This window comes from Pseudomonas sp. DE0157 (assembly GCF_007678615.1).
Taxonomy (GTDB): domain Bacteria; phylum Pseudomonadota; class Gammaproteobacteria; order Pseudomonadales; family Pseudomonadaceae; genus Aquipseudomonas; species Aquipseudomonas parafulva_B.
In genome coordinates, this window is sequence record NZ_VEJN01000001.1 from 180220 (window position 1) to 196678 (window position 16459).

The window sequence follows — 16459 nt, forward strand, 5'->3', positions numbered from 1 at the left end:
CTGTTCATACCGTGCGCGAGGGGTCGGTCATCCTGCCGGGACGCCTGGTCAGTCAGCTGTGACCAGCTTGGCCTGCCCTAGGTTCGCCAGGCGAATGCTGTTCTGCGCCTGCTGGACTTCACCCTGGCTGTTGATCGGCCCCAGGCGTACACGATGCAATGTCTGCTGGTTACGCACGACCGAGCTGATGAACACCGGTGCGCTGACCATGCTGCTGAGCTTGGCGCGCAGCAGCTCGGCCGCATCCGGGTTGGCGAAAGCGCCGACTTGCAGGAAGCTGCCGCCAGTGCCAGCAGGCACGTTGTTGCCGCCCACCTGCACCGGCACCACCGGTGCTGCATGCTGCTGTGGCGGCGGCGTCCACTGCTCTACCCGACCGGAGCTGGCCGGGATCGCCTGGGTCTGGGCCACCTGGGGCTCCTTGAGCACCATGGGTGGCGTCTGGCCACGTTGCGCCCACCACTGCTGGGGGTCGATGCCTTCGACGCGTACATGGGCAGTGCCGATCTCGGCGTAGCCCAGCTTCTTCGCCGCCGCGTACGACAAGTCGATGATGCGATCGGAATAGAACGGGCCGCGATCGTTCACCCGCAGGATAACGCTGCGACCGTTAGCCAGGTTAGTCACCTTCACATAGGCGGGCAGTGGCAGTGTCTTGTGCGCGGCACTCATGCCGTACAGGTCGTACAGCTCGCCGTTGGCGGTGTTCTGGCCATGGAACTTGGTGCCATACCACGACGCCGTGCCCTCGGCGCGGTAGTTGCGCGCATCCTGCATCGGGTAGTAGGTCTTGCCCAGGACGGTGTAGGGGTTGGCCTTGTAGTTGCCGGTGTGCAGGGTGGGCGTGGCATCGGGGATCTTGTTGACGTCCACATCCCACCACGGCGCACCGTCCTTGTGGGCACGGTTGATGTCCAGGCCGGGCTGGCTGCGCACCACGCTCGCACCGCTGGAACTCTTGGGCGCCGGGCGGCTGGAGGAGCAACTGACCAATGCCAGGCCGATGGCTGCGCAGGTGATCAGTTTGAAGGAAGTGGTAGAGAAAATTGCGCGCATTAGTTGACGCCCCGTGCTTGGACCAGCTGTTGCGCAAGCTGATGCACCGCCATGGCATACATCACGCTGCGGTTGTAGCGAGTGATCGCGTAGAAATTCTTGAGCCCCACCCAGTACTCGGGGCCGTTCTCACCCTCCAGGCGGAAGGCCGTGACGGGCAGATCATCGCGCAGCGAATCATGAACCGACCAGCCAAGGGCACGCAACTGTCCGACCGTGCTGGCCGGCTCGATACCGGTGGTCAGGCCTTGATCGGCGCGCTCGCCCTGCACGGTTGCGCGGCTGACCACTTCCTCTCCGGCCATCCAGCCATGGCGCTTGAAGTAGCTTGCCACGCTGCCGATGGCATCATCGGGGTTGGTCCAGATGTTGATGTGCCCATCACCGTCGAAGTCCACGGCATAGTTGCGAAAGCTGCTGGGCATGAACTGCGGCAGCCCCATGGCCCCGGCATAGGAGCCCTTGAGAGTCAGGGGATCGAGCTGTTCTTCACGGGCCAGCAGCAGGAACTCACGCAGTTCCTTGCGGAAGAATTCGGCGCGGGGGGGATAATCGAAGCCCAGGGTGGACAACGCGTCAAGCACCCGGAAGTTGCCCGTGTTGCGCCCGAAAAAGGTTTCAACGCCAATGATCGACACGATGTATTGTGCCGGCACCCCGTATTCCTGCTCGGCCCGCGCCAGCACGGCCTCGTGCTGACGCCAGAAGTCCACGCCCCGCGCGATGCGCGCGTCGGTGAGGAACATGGGGCGATATTCCTTCCAGGGCTTGACCCGTTCGGCGGGCCGCGAAATCGCATCGAGGATCGACTGCTTGCGCTGCACTTCACGGAACACGCCCATCAGTTGTTCTGGGGCAAAACCATGGTCGCGGCTCATCTGGCCAACGAATTCGGCCACCTGGGGCGAGTTGTCGTAGTCGCCAGCCTCGGCCAGCTGTACAGCGCCAAACAGGCTCACCGCACCAAACCACGGCGCACAACGGGTAGCCCAGTTACGCACTGCTTGCATGTAATTGTTCACCTTATTCAAACCTGTGCGATCCACTTTCGATGCGTGTGGATCGACATCAGAACGCCAAACGCTGACAGCAGCGTCACCAATGAAGTTCCGCCATAGCTAATGAAGGGCAACGGCACGCCGACGACGGGCAAAAGGCCACTTACCATCCCGATATTGACGAACACGTATACAAAGAACGTCATGGTCAAGCTGCCTGCCAGCAGCTTGCCGAACAATGTCTGTGCCTGCGCCGTGATCATCAGGCCCCGGCCGATCAGCAGCAGGTAGACGATCAGCAACAGGCAAATGCCCACCAGGCCGAACTCCTCGCCCAGCACGGCGATGATGAAGTCGGTGTGGCTTTCAGGCAGAAAGTCCAGGTGCGACTGGGTGCCCAGCAGCCACCCCTTGCCGAACACGCCGCCAGAACCAATCGCTGCCTTGGACTGGATGATGTTCCAGCCCGTACCCAGCGGGTCGCTCTCCGGGTCGAGGAAGGTCAGCACCCGCTGCTTCTGGTAGTCGTGCATCACGAAGAACCACATGGCCACCGCCACCGGCACCGTGGCCGCCAGCACGCTGAGAATCCAACGCCAGCGTAGGCCGCCCATGAACAGGACGAAGGCACCGGAGGCCAGGATCAGCAACGCCGTACCCAGGTCCGGCTGGCGCACGATCAGGATGAACGGCACGCCAATCAATACCAGGCTGATGGCCACATGCTTGAGGTGCGGCGGCAGGGTGCGCTTGGACAGGTACCAGGCGATGGTCGCCGGCATGATGATCTTCATGAACTCGGAGGGCTGGAAGCGAATCACCCCGGGTATGTTGATCCAGCGCGTCGCACCCATGGCGTTGTGGCCCATCACGTCCACCACCACCAGCAGCAACACCCCGGTGAGGTAGGCCAGTGGCACCCAGCGCGCCATGAACCGTGGCTCGAGCTGGGCGATGACGAACATCGATACCAGGCCGATGCCAAACGAGGTGGCCTGCTTGAGCAACAGGTCCCAGTTCTTGCCGCTGGCCGAATACAGCACGAACAGGCTGCCTGCGGCCAGGGTCAGGAGGATGATCAGCAAAGGACCATCGACGTGGATGCGCTGCAGGAAGCTGGCGCGCCGACGCATCACATCCTCGCTGGAGAGCATGCGATCGAAATTGTTCATCACAGCGGCGACTCCTGAGTAGCGGTAGCCGGCGCAAGCTCAGGCTTGAGCCGGCCGTTTTCGTCCAGCAGCCAGGCATCCATGATCTGGCGCACCACTGGCGCAGCCACCCCAGAACCCGACTCACCGTTCTCGACCATGACCGACACCACGATCTTGGGGTCGTCTGCCGGAGCGAAGGCCACGAACAAGGCATGGTCGCGGTGACGCTCCTGAAGTTTGTTGCGGTCGTACTTCTCGCCCTGCTTGATGGCCACCACCTGGGCGGTACCACTTTTGCCGGCGATGCGGTATTGGGCGCCGATGGCGGCCTTGCGGGCAGTACCGCGCGCGCCGTGCATCACCTGCTCCATGCCATGGGTCACGCGCGCCCAATCGGCCTTGTCGCGCAGCACGATGTCCGGCATTGGGTTTTCGTCCACCGGCGGTTCCCCTTCGATGGTCTTGGCCAGGTGCGGCCGATTCCACACACCCTTGTTGGCAATCAGCGCCGTCGCCTGCGCAAGCTGCAGCGGCGTGGCCTGCATGTAGCCCTGGCCGATACCCAGGATCAGGGTTTCGCCCGGGAACCAGGCCTGCCGGCGCGTGGCCCGCTTCCATTCCCGCGACGGCATCAACCCTGCGGACTCTTCGAACATGTCCAGCGACACCCGCTGGCCGATGCCGAACTTGTTCATATAGCTGGACAACCGGTCGATGCCCATCTTGTGGGCCAGGTCGTAGAAGTAGGTGTCGTTGGAGCGCATGATGGCGGTATCCAGGTCCACCCAGCCGTCACCCGAGCGGTTCCAGTTACGGTATTTGTGATCGTAGTTGGGCAGCTGGTAGTACCCAGGGTCGAACACACGGCTGCTTGGGGTCACCGCGCCGCTGTCCAGGCCGGCGATCGCCACGGCGGGCTTGATCGTCGAGCCGGGCGGGTAGAGGCCGCGCAGGATGCGGTTGAACAGCGGCCTGTCGATCGAATCACGCAGTTCGGCATAGGCCTTGAAGCTGATGCCAGTGACGAACAGGTTGGGGTCGAAGCTAGGCTGGCTCACCATGGCGAGCACTTCACCGGTGCGTGGGTCAAGCGCAACCACCGCGCCACGGCGCCCGGCCAGGGCGGCCTCGGCCGCTTCCTGCAACTTGATGTCCAGGCTCAGCACGATGTCCTTGCCAGGCTTGGGATCGGTACGCTTGAGCACCCTGAGCACACGGCCGCGGGCGTTGGTCTCGACTTCTTCGTAGCCGACCTGGCCGTGCAGCGTGGCCTCGTAGAACCGCTCGATGCCGGTCTTGCCGATGTGGTGCGTGCCGCTGTAGTTCACAGGGTCCAGGGTTTTGAGCTCTTTCTCGTTGATACGGCCGACGTAGCCCACCGAATGCGCGAAATGCGCCCCCTGTGGGTAGTGACGTACCAGCTGGGCGACCACTTCCACCCCTGGCAAGCGGAACTGGTTCACCGCCACACGGGCGATCTGTTCCTCGTTGAGTTCGAACAGGATAGGTACCGGCTCGAACGGCCTGCGCCCCTGGCGCATGCGCTTTTCGAACAGCGCGCGGTCGTCTGGGGTGAGTTCCAGTATCTCGACGATGCTGTCCAGTACCTGCTGCCAGTCTCCGGCACGCTCCCGGGTCATGGACAGGCTGAAGCTGGGCCGGTTGTCGGCGATCACTACCCCGTTGCGGTCGAAGATCAGCCCGCGTGTCGGCGGGATCGGCTGCACGTGCACCCGGTTGTTCTCCGACAGCGTGGAGTGGTAGTCGTACTGGATGATCTGCAGGTAGTACAGCCGCGCAATCAGCACGCAGATGAGCAGCATGACCGCCACGGCGCCGACCACGACGCGGTTGCGCACCAGACGGGCGTCTTTTTCGTGGTCCTTGAGGCGGATCGGCTGCGACATCGGGCTGCTTACAGGCTCATTTGTGGTAGGGATGGCCGGACAACACCGTCCAGGCCCGGTAGACCTGCTCGCCGATGAGTATCCTGACCAGCGGGTGCGGCAAGGTCAGCGGCGACAGGGACCAGCGCTGATCGGCGCGGGCGCACACTTGCGGCGCAAGCCCTTCGGGCCCGCCCACCATCAAATTCACCGTGCGCGCATCCAGGCGCCAGCGGTCCAGCTCACCTGCCAGCTGCTCGGTGCTCCACGGCTTGCCATGAACCTCAAGGGTCACGACGCGCTCGCCGGGTTGCACCTTGCTGAGCATGGCGTCGCCCTCCTGGCGAATCAGGCGGGCGACGTCGGCATTCTTGCCGCGTGTGTTCAGCGGTATTTCCACCAGCTCGAGCGACAGTTCGGCCGGCAGGCGCTTGACATACTCATGCCAGCCCTCCTCGACCCACTTCGGCATGCGCGAGCCGACCGCTATCAGGCGCAGACGCACGGCGCTTTCCTTATTCGCGATCTTTGAGCTTGTCGGAGTACTCGTGGACATGGTCCGGGCTGTGGTGCTTGCCATCGGCGGCGCGGCTCTGCTCGGCACCCTGCCACAGGCGTTCGAGGTCGTAGAACTGGCGTGCAGCCGCGGTCATCATGTGCACGATGACATCGTTGAGGTCCAGCAGCACCCAATCGCTGTCACCCTTGCCTTCCTCACCCAGCGGCTGGGCGCCCTTGGCCTTGACCGCCTCGCGGACCTTCTCGGCCATGGCGTTGATCTGACGGTTGGAGGTACCGGTGGCGATGATCATGTAGTCGGTCAGGCTGTGCTTGTCACGCACGTCGATGACCTGGATATCCTGGGCCTTGACGTCTTCCAGCGCTGCCGTGGTCACTGCGACCAGTTCGTCGCCGTAAATTTTCTGCTTGGTCATATAAAACTCGTTCAACTCGTAGGATGAGGTGCCAGGGGCACCGTCAGTTGGGTGCACGATACAGTTCGTGCGCCTCGATGTAGGCCAGTACGGCGTCCGGCACCAGGAACCTCACCGACCTGCCGCTGGCCAGCAGCTGTCGGATCTGTGTAGCCGACACCGCAAGCGGTGTCTGCCAGACGAACGAAATGTTTCCCGCCGGGCCGGACATGGCGGTGGGATCGCTCTGCGAACGGGCAGCCAGCAGGTTGCGCAGTTCGTCGGGGGGGTCTACGTCCGCATCCGGGCGTTGCAGCACCAGGATGTGGCAGTGTTGCAGCAGTTCTTCCCAGCGGTGCCAACCGGGCAGTCCGCAGAAAGCATCCCAGCCCAGCACCAAAAACAACTGGTCGTCAGCAGCAAGCTCGGCACGGATCGACTCCAGCGTATCGATGGTGTACGACGGTTTGTCCCGTGCCAGTTCACGTGCGTCCACGCTCAGGCCTGCAACGCCCGCGACGGCGCCCTGCACCATGGCCAGGCGATCGTGCGCGGCCACTTGCGGCGTGTCTCGGTGTGGCGGGCGAGCATTGGGCAGCAGGCGCAGCTCGTCCAGGTCCATGAACTCGGCGACTTCCAGCGCACTGCGCAGGTGGCCGATGTGAACCGGGTCGAAGGTGCCGCCAAGAATGCCGACGCGGCGCACTGCCTGGGCCTGATTCAACTCAGCAGGACTCCTGGCCGCGCAGTTGACCGTCGCCGATCACCACGTATTTCTCGCACGTCAGGCCTTCGAGGCCGACCGGGCCACGGGCGTGAAGCTTGTCGGTGGAAATGCCGATCTCGGCACCCAGGCCATATTCGAAGCCGTCGGCGAAGCAGGTCGGGGTGTTGAGCATGACGGAGGCCGAGTCGACTTCCGCCATGAACTGGCGCGCCTGCCCCTGATGCTCGGTGATGATCGAGTCGGTATGGTGCGAGCCATAGTGGTTGATATGTTCGATGGCCTGATCCAGGCCTTGCACCACACGGATGGACAGTACTGCATCGAGGTACTCGGTGTGCCAGTCATCTTCGCTGGCCGCGTGCGCGTCGATCAGCGCACAGGTACGCTCGCAACCGCGCAACTCAACGCCCTTTTCCTGGAAGCGGCGCGCCATCTCGGGCAGGAAGCGCTCGGCGACCTGCTGGTCCACCAGCAGTGTTTCCATCGCCCCGCAGATGCCGTAACGGTAGGTCTTGGCGTTGAACGCCACGCGCCAGGCCTTGTCCAGGTCGGCATGCTGACTGACATAGACATGGCAGATACCGTCGAGGTGCTTGATGACCGGTACCCGGGCGTCGCGGCTGATGCGCTCGATCAGGCCCCGGCCGCCGCGCGGCACGATGACATCGACGAACTCGGGCATGCTGATCAGCGCGCCCACCGCCTCGCGGTCGGTGGTTTCCACCACCTGGACCACGGCCGCGGGCAGGCCTGCCGCCGCCAGGCCGCGCTGGATGCAGGCGGCAATGGCGCGGTTGGAGTGGATGGCTTCGGAGCCGCCGCGCAGGATGGTGGCATTGCCTGACTTCAGGCACAGGCTGGCCGCGTCGATGGTGACGTTCGGGCGTGATTCGTAAATGATGCCGATGACGCCCAGCGGCGTGCGCATCTTGCCGACCTGGATGCCCGATGGGCGGTAGCTCATGTCGCGAATGGCGCCGACCGGATCAGGCAGGCTGGCCACCTGGCGCAGGCCGGTGATCATGCCATCGATGCGCGCCGGGGTCAGGGCCAGGCGGTCGAGCAACGCGGCTTCCAGCCCGGTGGCACGGCCGTGGGCCAAGTCCTGCTCGTTGGCTGCGATCAGCACGTCACGCCCTGCATCCAGCGCGTCGGCGGCAGCGTGCAGCGCACGGTTCTTCTGCGCGGTACTGGCACGGCCGATTACCCGGGACGCTTCACGGGCTGCGCGACCCAGGCGGGTCATGTAGTCAAGAACGGACTCAGTCATGGGCTCGGTGTCTTGGCGGTGGGGAAACGGCTGATTATAACTGTCGCGCAGGTGTACGCCCAGCGGTGGGTGGCGGATGGTAAAAAAAGCTGTGGGTAATCCGTAGGAAAGATGTAACCGGGCTTATCCATAAAAACGCAGAACTCTGTGGAAATCGCTGCCGTGCGCCGTCGCATATTCGCAGGTTTCAGATTCGGTTAAGGTAGCGCTTGTTACCCTCATGCCTTTAGCCTGCGAAGCCCTTGCATGCCAGCACTGCCAGACAGCTTTTTCGACCGCGACGCCCAGACCTTGGCCAAAGCCCTGCTGGGCAAGGTCATCCGCCACCGCCAGGGCAACCTGTGGCTTGCCGCCCGCATCATCGAGACCGAGGCCTATTACCTCGCCGACAAGGGTAGCCATGCGTCGTTGGGCTACACCGAAAAGCGCAAGGCGCTGTTTCTCGATGGTGGGCACATCTATATGTACTACGCCCGCGGCGGGGACTCCCTGAACTTCAGCGCCCAGGGCCCCGGCAATGCGGTGCTCATCAAGTCTGCCTACCCATGGCAGGATGCCTTGTCCGGGCCAGACAGCCTGGCGCAGATGCACCTGAACAACCCCGACGCCAGCGGCAACCTGCGCCCCATCGAGCGCCTGTGCGCAGGGCAGACGCTGTTGTGCCGGGCGCTGGGCCTCAAGGTGCCACAGTGGGATGCGCAGCGCTTCGACCCGCAGCGGCTGTATGTGGACGACTGCGCCAACCCGGTGCCCCGGGTGATCCAGGCAGCGCGCCTGGGCATTCCCCACGGGCGTGACGAGCACCTGCCGTACCGCTTCGTCGATGCCGCGTACGCCCGGTTCTGCACGCGCAACCCATTGCGGCGCGGCCAGGTCGAAGGCCGTGACTTCTCCATCATCGAACAAGAGAACTGAACCATGGAACAATGGCTCGACAGCCTGACCGGTTGGCTGGGCGCCAACCCACAGTGGCTGGGCGTCGCGATCTTCCTGGTCGCGTGCATCGAATGCCTGGCCATCGCCGGCATCATCGTCCCCGGCACGGTGCTGCTGTTCGCGGTAGCAGTGCTGGCAGGCAGCGGCGTGCTGGGCCTTGGCGAAACCTTGCTGCTGGGCTTTTTGGGCGGGTTACTGGGTGACGCGCTGTCCTACATGATCGGCAAGCATTTCCACCAGAACATTCGCCGCCTGCCGGTGTTGCGACACCACCCGGAATGGATCGGCAGCGCCGAAACCTACTTCAAGCGCTATGGCATCGCCAGCCTGCTCGTAGGCCGCTTCATCGGCCCGTTGCGGCCCATGCTGCCAATGGTCGCAGGCATGTTCGACATGCCCCTGCTGCGGTTCATCGCCGTTAGCCTGGTGGCAGCCGCAGGATGGTCGATCGCCTACCTGCTGCCCGGTTGGGCCACGGGCGCTGCCATGCGCCTGCCCCTGCCCGAAGGCTTCTGGCCCCAGGCCGGCATCATTTTTGGCACGTTGGCGGTGATCATCGGCCTTAGTCTGAGCACCAGCATCCGCGACCGCCGGCACGGCACACGGCTGATTGGTGCCCTGTGCCTGCTGGCCTTGGTCGGGGTGTTTCTCGGTTGGCCTTACTTGCACGACTTCGACGACGGGGTGATGACCCTGGTCCAGGAGCATCGCAGCCAGGCCATCGACGGCGCCGTGGTGGTGGTGACGCGGCTCGGGGATTTTCGCACGCAATTCTTTCTGGGCGGGCTGCTGACAGGTTTGCTGCTGGTGGTGCGTCAGTGGCGGCACGCTTTCTTCGCCGCGGGGGCGCTGATGGGCACCGCCATCGCCAACGGCACGCTCAAGTGGCTGTTCGCCCGGGCCCGCCCGGAAGTGCTGACCGACCCGCTGACCAGCTACAGCATGCCCAGCGGCCACAGCTCGGCGTCGTTTGCGTTCTTTCTGGTGCTGGCGGTGCTCGCCGGCCGCGGCCAGCCACCGCGCATGCGCCTGACCTGGATCATGCTGGGTTGCATTCCGGCATTGGCCATCGCCCTGTCGCGGGTGTACCTGGGTGCACACTGGCCCACCGACATCCTGGCCGGTGCCCTGCTGGCCTGCTGCGTCTGCGCGATCAGCCTGACGTTGTCCCAGTACCGGCAGACCTTGCCGGCCCTGCCCCTGAAGGTCTGGTGGCTGGTGTTGCCGGCCTGCATCGCCTTGCTGGCCTTCTTTGCCACCCACGCCCTGCCCCACGCGCTGCTCAGGTACCAGTACTGACGCCCGGCGTTATTTAGGCAAACAGCTCACCCTGGATGCGCTCGAGCAACCTGTGGATCTCGCCCAGCCGCTGCTCGGGCGAGTCCTGGGCCAGCAAGTCCAGCTTGTCTTGCTCGGTGAAGGGCAGCAGGTAGGCCAGTTGGTTGGCCAGCGCCTGACGCCCGTCCACGGGCCGGGGCATGTCGAGCGCCTCGACCATCGGGTGTTCGCCCAAGGCCAGCAGCAGCGCCAGCAAATCGTCGTCCGATTCCTGCAAGGGGCTGTCTTCAAGATCAGGCAGCCACTGCACCTGCCCCACCAGCAGCTGATCCTTGAGCACTTCGGTGGCCTGCAGATCGAAACGCCGCACGCCTTCGACGCGGATGCCCAAAAGGCCGTTTTCCTGCTGGACGAAATCGCGGATCACGGCTTCGCAGCCAATGGACGCCACCACGGGCGGCGCCTTGCCGACCTGCTCGCCCTCCACGATGCAGACCACACCAAAGCCTTCGCCCTGTTTCATGCAACGCCCGATCATGTCCAGGTAGCGGGCTTCGAAAATCTGCAGGTCGAGAAAACACCCTGGAAACAGCACGGTGTCGAGGGGAAACAGCGGTAGCATCATCATCACTCCTCAAGCCACCAGGCTGACGGCCAGCGGCAGGAACACTGCCGTTGCCACGCCCATCAGGCTCATCGCCAGCGCGGCGAAGGCGCCGCATTCGTCACTTTCCTGCAAGGCCACCGAGGTGCCGACCGCGTGGGCCGTGATGCCCAGGGACATGCCCCGCGCTTCAGGGCTGAGCACACCGCAGCGGCTCAACAAGGCAGGCCCGAAAATGGCCCCGATCACCCCGGTAATCAGCACGAAGACCGCAGCTAGCGCCGCCACCCCACCGATCTGCTCGGCTACCAGCATCGCGATGGGCGAGGTGACGGACTTGGGTGCCATGGTCATCAGGATCATGTGCTCGGCGCCAAACCACCACCCCAGCAACAGGCAACACACCGTGGCGAACAGGCCTCCGAGTACCAGCGTAGTCAAGGTCGGCCAGAACAACTGACGAATGCGGCGCAGGTTCAGGAACAGCGGCACCGCCAAGGCCACGGTGGCAGGGCCCAGCAGGATGTTCATGATTTCGGTGCTCTTGCGGTATTCGGCGTAGTCGATGCCGCATAGCAGCAGTACGCCGATGACCAGCGCCATCGACACCAGCACCGGCTGCAGGAAGATCCAACGGGTCTTCTCATACCCGGCCAGCACCAGCTGATAGGCCCCCAAGGTCACGCCAATGCCGAACAACGGGTGGTGGACCACTGCATTCACTGCGCCTTGCCAGTCGAGCATCATGGCTGGTCCTCGCGCCGGGCCTGACGATGAATGAGTTTCTGCATCAGCACGCCCACTACCACCAGCGTCAGCAGGCAGGAAATCAGCAGCGCGCCGACAATGGCCCAGAAGTCGGCGGCGATGTCGCGGGCATACACCATCACCCCCACGGCAGGAGGCACCAACAACAGCGGCAAGTAGCGCAGCAGGCTGCCGGCAGCTTCATTGAGGGGGGGCCCCACCTCGCCGCGCACCATCAGAAAGCCCAGCAGTAGCAAAAGGCCAATGATCGGCCCCGGCAAGACGGGAACCAACAGATGATTGACTGCCGTCCCCAACAGCTGGAACAGCACCAGCCAGGTCAAACCCCGCAACAGCATAACGTTCTCCTTCAGGCGTGCGGCTCATTATAAGCATGGGCACGCTGCCAGCGCCGAGCGCAACTTGACCGGCCTGGCCGGGCGTGTTGATCTTGCACGCACGTACCATTTAATACCCATGAGGCTCACCATGCCGCTAGTGCCGGTCACCGCGCTTACCCAATACATCGGCAAGTCCCTCGGCCACTCGGCCTGGCTGACCATCGACCAGCAGCGTATCGACCGTTTCGCCGAGGCGACTGGCGATCATCAGTTCATCCACGTCGACCCGCAGCGAGCGGCGCAGACCGTGTTCGGCTGCACCATCGCCCATGGGTTTCTGACCCTGTCCCTGATACCTGCGCTGATCGAAGACATCCTGGTCTTGCCACAGGGGTTGAAAATGGTCGTCAACTACGGCCTGGACAGCGTGCGCTTCATCCAGCCGGTGAAGGTCGACAGCCAGGTGCGCCTGCATGTGGAGCTGGCCGATGTGCAGCAAAAGCGCCCCGGCCAATGGTTGCTCAAGGCTATCGCCACACTGGAGATAAAAGACGAGGACAAGCCCGCCTACCGGGCCGAATCCCTGTCCCTGTGCTTTGTCTAGGCACCGGCACCTGGCAGGCGCAGGCGTCTCTACAAACCCCACGCACTCGCGTAAACTGCCAGGCTCCCGCGCAGCCTTGGGCTGCCCTTCTGGATCTATCAAAGGTACACGCCATGCCCTGGCTGCAAGTACGTCTGGCCATCAGCCCGGAACAAGCCGAAACCTACGAAGACGCGCTGCTGGAAGTCGGCGCGGTGTCGGTCACCTTCATGGACGCCGAAGATCAACCCATCTTCGAGCCAGACCTCAATACCACGCCGCTGTGGTCGCACACCCATCTGCTGGCCCTGTTCGAGGCCGACACCAACCCCGAGCAGGTATTCGCGCACCTGCGCCTGCTGACGGGGGTCGAGCTGCCTCAGCACCAGGCCGAAGTGATCGAAGACCAGGACTGGGAACGCAGCTGGATGGACAACTTCCAGCCGATGCGCTTCGGCCGCCGGCTGTGGATCGTGCCCAGCTGGCACGATGCCCCGGAAAAGGAGGCCGTGAACCTGTTGCTCGATCCTGGCCTGGCGTTCGGCACGGGCACGCACCCCACCACGGCGCTGTGCCTTGAATGGCTCGACGGTCAGCAACTGCAAGGCACCCAGGTCCTGGACTTCGGCTGTGGCTCGGGCATTCTGGCCATCGCTGCACTGCTGCTGGGCGCGCGCGAAGCGGTAGGCACGGACATCGATGTGCAGGCCATCGAGGCCTCTCGCGACAATGCCCAGCGCAACGGCATTGCCGACGAGCTGTTCGCGCTCTACCTGCCCGAGCACATGCCTGCCATGCAGGCCGACGTGCTGGTGGCCAACATCCTGGCCGGGCCATTGGTGGCGCTGGCACCGCAACTCAGCGGCCTGGTTCGCCCGGGCGGCCTGTTGGCGCTGTCGGGCATCCTCGCCGAACAAGGTGAAGAAGTGGCTGCCGCCTACGCTGCCGATTTCGACCTGGACCCCATCGTCGTTCGCGATGGCTGGGTGCGAATCAGTGGTCGCCGCCGCCAGTCGAACCTAGAATAGCCCTCAGCACAGCCTCCGGATCGCCGCATGACCGACAGTTTCGTCACCCAGTGCCCGCATTGCCAGACCAGCTTTCGTGTCACCCACCACCAGTTGAGCGTGGCCCGTGGCGTGGTGCGTTGCGGCCAGTGCCTGCAAGTGTTCAATGCCGCCAAGCAGCTGCTGGCACAGAACCGCAGCGCCCCCCCTCAGGCGAACCCGCTGCCGGCAACCGAGGCAGCGCCGTCGCCTGCCGCGCCCACCCCCGCGCAAGGGCACCCCATCGCCCCGGACGACGAGGCCTGGGCCCAGACCGCCCAGGCCTTGGACGAACTCGATCTGGACAAGGAACTGGAGCGCCTGGAACGCCGCCACGCGCCTGTACAGGTGCGTGAGGCCGACCAGACGCCCGTGCTGCAGGCACGGCGTCACGAGGAGGACACAGAGGAACACCTGGACGAGGTCTTCGGCACTGCAGCCGGCGAGCCGTTTGAACCGGAACAGGCTGATGCCGCCCCCGTGCTCAAGTCCGCCCCCCAGGCAGATTCACGGCGCGAGGCGCGTACCGAGCCGACCTTCACCGCTGACCTGAACACCGATGCAGAAGGTGAGCCGCCGCTGGGCAGCATCGTTACGAATGAAGATGAGCCGAAACTGGGAGCGCCGCTGCGCCCCGATGACGATGACGATGTGTCGATTGCCGGCCTCACCGCGCACGACGACGAACCTTTGGCAACTAGCCTGCGCGCCGACGATGAACTCGACGAGGCGCCGTTGCCCATGGGGCGTCTGGAGCCTGAAGTCACTGACAAGGTCGAACGCCCAAGGCGCAAGGAACCCCTGGTGGATGTGGTGGACGACCCGCTGCAACTGGGCTGGGAGAAACCGGCCCCGGCCTGGGGCAAGCGTTTGTTATGGGGTGGCTTGACGCTGATCGCTGCCGCCACGCTAGCCTTGCAGTATGTGTGGTTCCATTTCGACGAGCTGTCCCGACAGGACCAGTATCGCCCACTGTTCGAGCAGGTGTGCCCGGTCGTGGGCTGCCAGGTCCCCTCTCGCGTCGATGTGAACCGGATCAAGAGCAGCAACCTGGTGGTGCGCAGCCACCCGGACTTCAAAGGGGCGCTGATCGTGGACGCCATCATCTATAACCGCGCACCTTTCGCCCAACCGTTTCCACTGCTCGAACTGCGCTTCTCGGACCTCAACGGCCAACTGATTGCCAGTCGCCGCTTCAAACCGGCCGAATACCTGTCCGGGGAGCTGGCCGGACGCGGCGAAATGCCCAGCCAGACCCCGATCCACATCGCGCTGGATATTCTCGACCCAGGACAGCGAGCGGTGAACTACAGCCTGAGCTTTCGCTCGCCGGAATAAACCCAGGCGGCCTACCCGGTACGCTGCCGGCACGCCGGCCATGATGCCGCTTGTCCGGGTCTGACGACCCGGAGCCCAAGGTGCAGGGGCGGCAACCCGCAGTTGTTCAGATTTTATCCAAATCCATCTTTATCCGGTCATCCAGAGCGGGTATCATGCCAACCCTTTTTCGAACCTCAAGATTCGGCCCCACAACAGGGAACACCTATGTCGGCGGTACGCATCGGCCCTTATACACTGCGCAATAACCTGATCCTCGCACCCATGGCTGGGGTCACGGACCAGCCGTTCCGAACACTTTGCCAGCGCATGGGCGCCGGCATGGTGGTGTCGGAAATGGTTTCCAGCGACCTGTCCCTGTGGAACAGCCGCAAGTCGAGCCTGCGCCGCATTCACGAAGGCGATCCCGAGCCCCGCTCGGTCCAGATCGCCGGGGGCGATGCACAGATGATGGCGGCGGCTGCACAGGCCAATGTCGCCGCGGGCGCCCAGATTATCGATATCAACATGGGCTGCCCGGCAAAAAAAGTCTGCAACAAGGCGGCAGGCTCTGCTTTATTGAGAGATGAAGCCTTGGTCAGCGAAATTCTGCACGCCGTCGTGGGCGCCGTGGACGTGCCGGTGACGCTGAAAATCCGCACCGGCTGGGACCGGGCCAACAAGAATGGCCTGAACGTGGCGAAGATCGCTGAACAGGCTGGCATCCAGGCGCTTGCGGTGCATGGCCGCACACGCGCCGACCTGTACACCGGTGAAGCCGAATACGACACCATCGCCGCTATCAAGCAAGCGGTGTCCATCCCGGTCTTCGCCAACGGCGACATCACCTCGCCGGAAAAGGCCAAGGCAGTGCTCGACGCCACGGGCGTGGATGGCCTGCTGATCGGCCGGGCCGCTCAAGGGCGGCCCTGGATCTTTCGCGAGATCGAGCATTACCTGCGCACTGGCGAGCATTTGCCAGCGCCGCAGCTGGACGAGGTGGAACGCATCCTGCTAGAGCACCTGGCCGCCCTGCACGCCTTCTACGGCGATGTAATGGGCGTGCGAATCGCCCGCAAGCACGTGGGCTGGTACCTGGCGACACGACCCGGCGGCAAGGAGTTTCGCTCCCGGTTCAACGCTTTGGAAGACACACAAGCGCAGTGCGCCAACGTTCGCGCGTTTTTCAGTGAACGTCGACAGAGCCTTGAGACAGAGGACGGACAAGGGGTGGCCGCATGACGATGATGACCGAAACATTTGTGAGTGGAACAACGCCCGTGAGCGACAACGCCAACCTGAAACAGCACCTGAACACGCCAAGCGAAGAGGGCCAGACCCTTCGCGACAGCGTCGAGAAGGCGCTGCACAACTACTTCGCCCACCTCGAAGGCGCGACCGTCACGGACGTGTACAACCTGGTGCTCTCCGAAGTCGAGGCGCCGCTGCTTGAAAGCGTGATGAGCTATGTGAAGGGCAACCAGACCAAAGCCAGCGAGATGCTCGGGTTGAACCGAGGCACGCTGCGCAAGAAGCTCAAGCAATACGACTTGCTGTAAGCCAGAATCCCGATCGAAAAAGGCGCCTGTCTCAACACAGACG

Annotated in this window: 18 protein-coding genes; 7 read left to right on the top strand and 11 right to left on the bottom strand. The window is 63.8% G+C overall.

What is annotated here, in order from left to right; genetic code table 11:
• Nucleotides 1-48 precede the first annotated feature (48 nt).
• The 8 genes from FS777_RS00810 to FS777_RS00845 are packed head-to-tail and all read right to left on the bottom strand — an operon-like array spanning nucleotide 49 to nucleotide 8005.
• The gene (locus tag FS777_RS00810; protein ID WP_058603534.1) at nucleotides 49-1056 is read right to left on the bottom strand and encodes a septal ring lytic transglycosylase RlpA family protein; all 1008 of its coding nucleotides are present in this window, start codon (nucleotides 1054-1056) and stop codon (nucleotides 49-51) included.
• Complete coding sequence (mltB, locus tag FS777_RS00815) at nucleotides 1056-2066, bottom strand: lytic murein transglycosylase B (protein WP_058638948.1); 1011 nt, start codon at nucleotides 2064-2066, stop codon at nucleotides 1056-1058. Before mltB ends, FS777_RS00810 begins: the two co-directional genes overlap by 1 nt.
• 17 nt (nucleotides 2067-2083) lie before the next feature.
• Complete coding sequence (rodA, locus tag FS777_RS00820) at nucleotides 2084-3187, bottom strand: rod shape-determining protein RodA (protein ID WP_042139378.1); 1104 nt, start codon at nucleotides 3185-3187, stop codon at nucleotides 2084-2086.
• Between the two features lie 38 nt (nucleotides 3188-3225).
• Nucleotides 3226-5115 (bottom strand): penicillin-binding protein 2, encoded by a 1890-nt coding sequence (mrdA, locus tag FS777_RS00825; protein ID WP_058603532.1) that lies wholly within the window; start codon nucleotides 5113-5115, stop codon nucleotides 3226-3228.
• 16 nt (nucleotides 5116-5131) lie between these two features.
• The gene (gene rlmH / locus FS777_RS00830; protein WP_023534514.1) at nucleotides 5132-5599 is read right to left on the bottom strand and encodes a 23S rRNA (pseudouridine(1915)-N(3))-methyltransferase RlmH; all 468 of its coding nucleotides are present in this window, start codon (nucleotides 5597-5599) and stop codon (nucleotides 5132-5134) included.
• A 10-nt stretch (nucleotides 5600-5609) separates the two neighbouring features.
• A complete protein-coding gene (gene rsfS / locus FS777_RS00835) occupies nucleotides 5610-6029 on the bottom strand; it encodes a ribosome silencing factor (RefSeq protein WP_027915263.1) in 420 nt (139 codons plus the stop codon).
• A gap of 43 nt (nucleotides 6030-6072) precedes the next feature.
• On the bottom strand, nucleotides 6073-6732 hold the full coding sequence (gene nadD, locus FS777_RS00840; protein ID WP_058638947.1) for a nicotinate-nucleotide adenylyltransferase: 660 nt from the start codon (nucleotides 6730-6732) through the stop codon (nucleotides 6073-6075).
• Nucleotide 6733: 1 nt separating this feature from the next.
• Complete coding sequence (locus FS777_RS00845; protein WP_058638946.1) at nucleotides 6734-8005, bottom strand: glutamate-5-semialdehyde dehydrogenase; 1272 nt, start codon at nucleotides 8003-8005, stop codon at nucleotides 6734-6736.
• A gap of 246 nt (nucleotides 8006-8251) precedes the next feature.
• Between FS777_RS00845 and FS777_RS00850 the strand changes: the two genes are divergently transcribed.
• Nucleotides 8252-8920: a DNA-3-methyladenine glycosylase gene (locus FS777_RS00850; RefSeq protein ID WP_078477932.1), complete on the top strand. Its 669-nt coding sequence runs from the start codon at nucleotides 8252-8254 to the stop codon at nucleotides 8918-8920.
• 3 nt (nucleotides 8921-8923) lie between these two features.
• A complete protein-coding gene (locus FS777_RS00855) occupies nucleotides 8924-10240 on the top strand; it encodes a bifunctional DedA family/phosphatase PAP2 family protein (RefSeq protein WP_145253617.1) in 1317 nt (438 codons plus the stop codon).
• 13 nt (nucleotides 10241-10253) lie between these two features.
• Here the strand turns inward: FS777_RS00855 and FS777_RS00860 are convergent, their stop codons facing one another.
• From FS777_RS00860 to FS777_RS00870, 3 genes are read right to left on the bottom strand one after another with little or no spacing between them, the layout of a single operon-like run.
• Entirely contained in the window at nucleotides 10254-10844 is a 591-nt protein-coding gene (locus tag FS777_RS00860) for an LON peptidase substrate-binding domain-containing protein (protein WP_145253619.1), read from the bottom strand.
• Between the two features lie 9 nt (nucleotides 10845-10853).
• Nucleotides 10854-11570 carry an LrgB family protein gene (locus FS777_RS00865; RefSeq protein ID WP_058603527.1) on the bottom strand — a complete coding sequence of 239 codons (717 nt, stop codon included), beginning with the start codon at nucleotides 11568-11570 and terminating at the stop codon, nucleotides 10854-10856.
• A complete protein-coding gene (locus tag FS777_RS00870; RefSeq protein WP_058638944.1) occupies nucleotides 11567-11929 on the bottom strand; it encodes a CidA/LrgA family protein in 363 nt (120 codons plus the stop codon). Before FS777_RS00870 ends, FS777_RS00865 begins: the two co-directional genes overlap by 4 nt.
• A 130-nt stretch (nucleotides 11930-12059) precedes the next feature.
• Between FS777_RS00870 and FS777_RS00875 the strand changes: the two genes are divergently transcribed.
• The 5 genes from FS777_RS00875 to fis all read left to right on the top strand — a co-directional run bounded on the left by FS777_RS00875 (nucleotide 12060) and on the right by fis (nucleotide 16416).
• The gene (locus tag FS777_RS00875; RefSeq protein ID WP_058603526.1) at nucleotides 12060-12515 is read left to right on the top strand and encodes a MaoC family dehydratase; all 456 of its coding nucleotides are present in this window, start codon (nucleotides 12060-12062) and stop codon (nucleotides 12513-12515) included.
• A 113-nt stretch (nucleotides 12516-12628) separates the two neighbouring features.
• The gene (gene prmA, locus FS777_RS00880) at nucleotides 12629-13522 is read left to right on the top strand and encodes a 50S ribosomal protein L11 methyltransferase (RefSeq protein WP_058638943.1); all 894 of its coding nucleotides are present in this window, start codon (nucleotides 12629-12631) and stop codon (nucleotides 13520-13522) included.
• 27 nt (nucleotides 13523-13549) lie between these two features.
• Complete coding sequence (locus tag FS777_RS00885; RefSeq protein ID WP_145253622.1) at nucleotides 13550-14878, top strand: DUF3426 domain-containing protein; 1329 nt, start codon at nucleotides 13550-13552, stop codon at nucleotides 14876-14878.
• A gap of 207 nt (nucleotides 14879-15085) precedes the next feature.
• On the top strand, nucleotides 15086-16099 hold the full coding sequence (gene dusB, locus FS777_RS00890; protein ID WP_058603523.1) for a tRNA dihydrouridine synthase DusB: 1014 nt from the start codon (nucleotides 15086-15088) through the stop codon (nucleotides 16097-16099).
• Nucleotides 16096-16416, top strand: a complete 321-nt coding sequence (gene fis / locus FS777_RS00895; RefSeq protein WP_023534526.1) for a DNA-binding transcriptional regulator Fis — start codon at nucleotides 16096-16098, stop codon at nucleotides 16414-16416. Before dusB ends, fis begins: the two co-directional genes overlap by 4 nt.
• Nucleotides 16417-16459 lie beyond the last annotated feature (43 nt).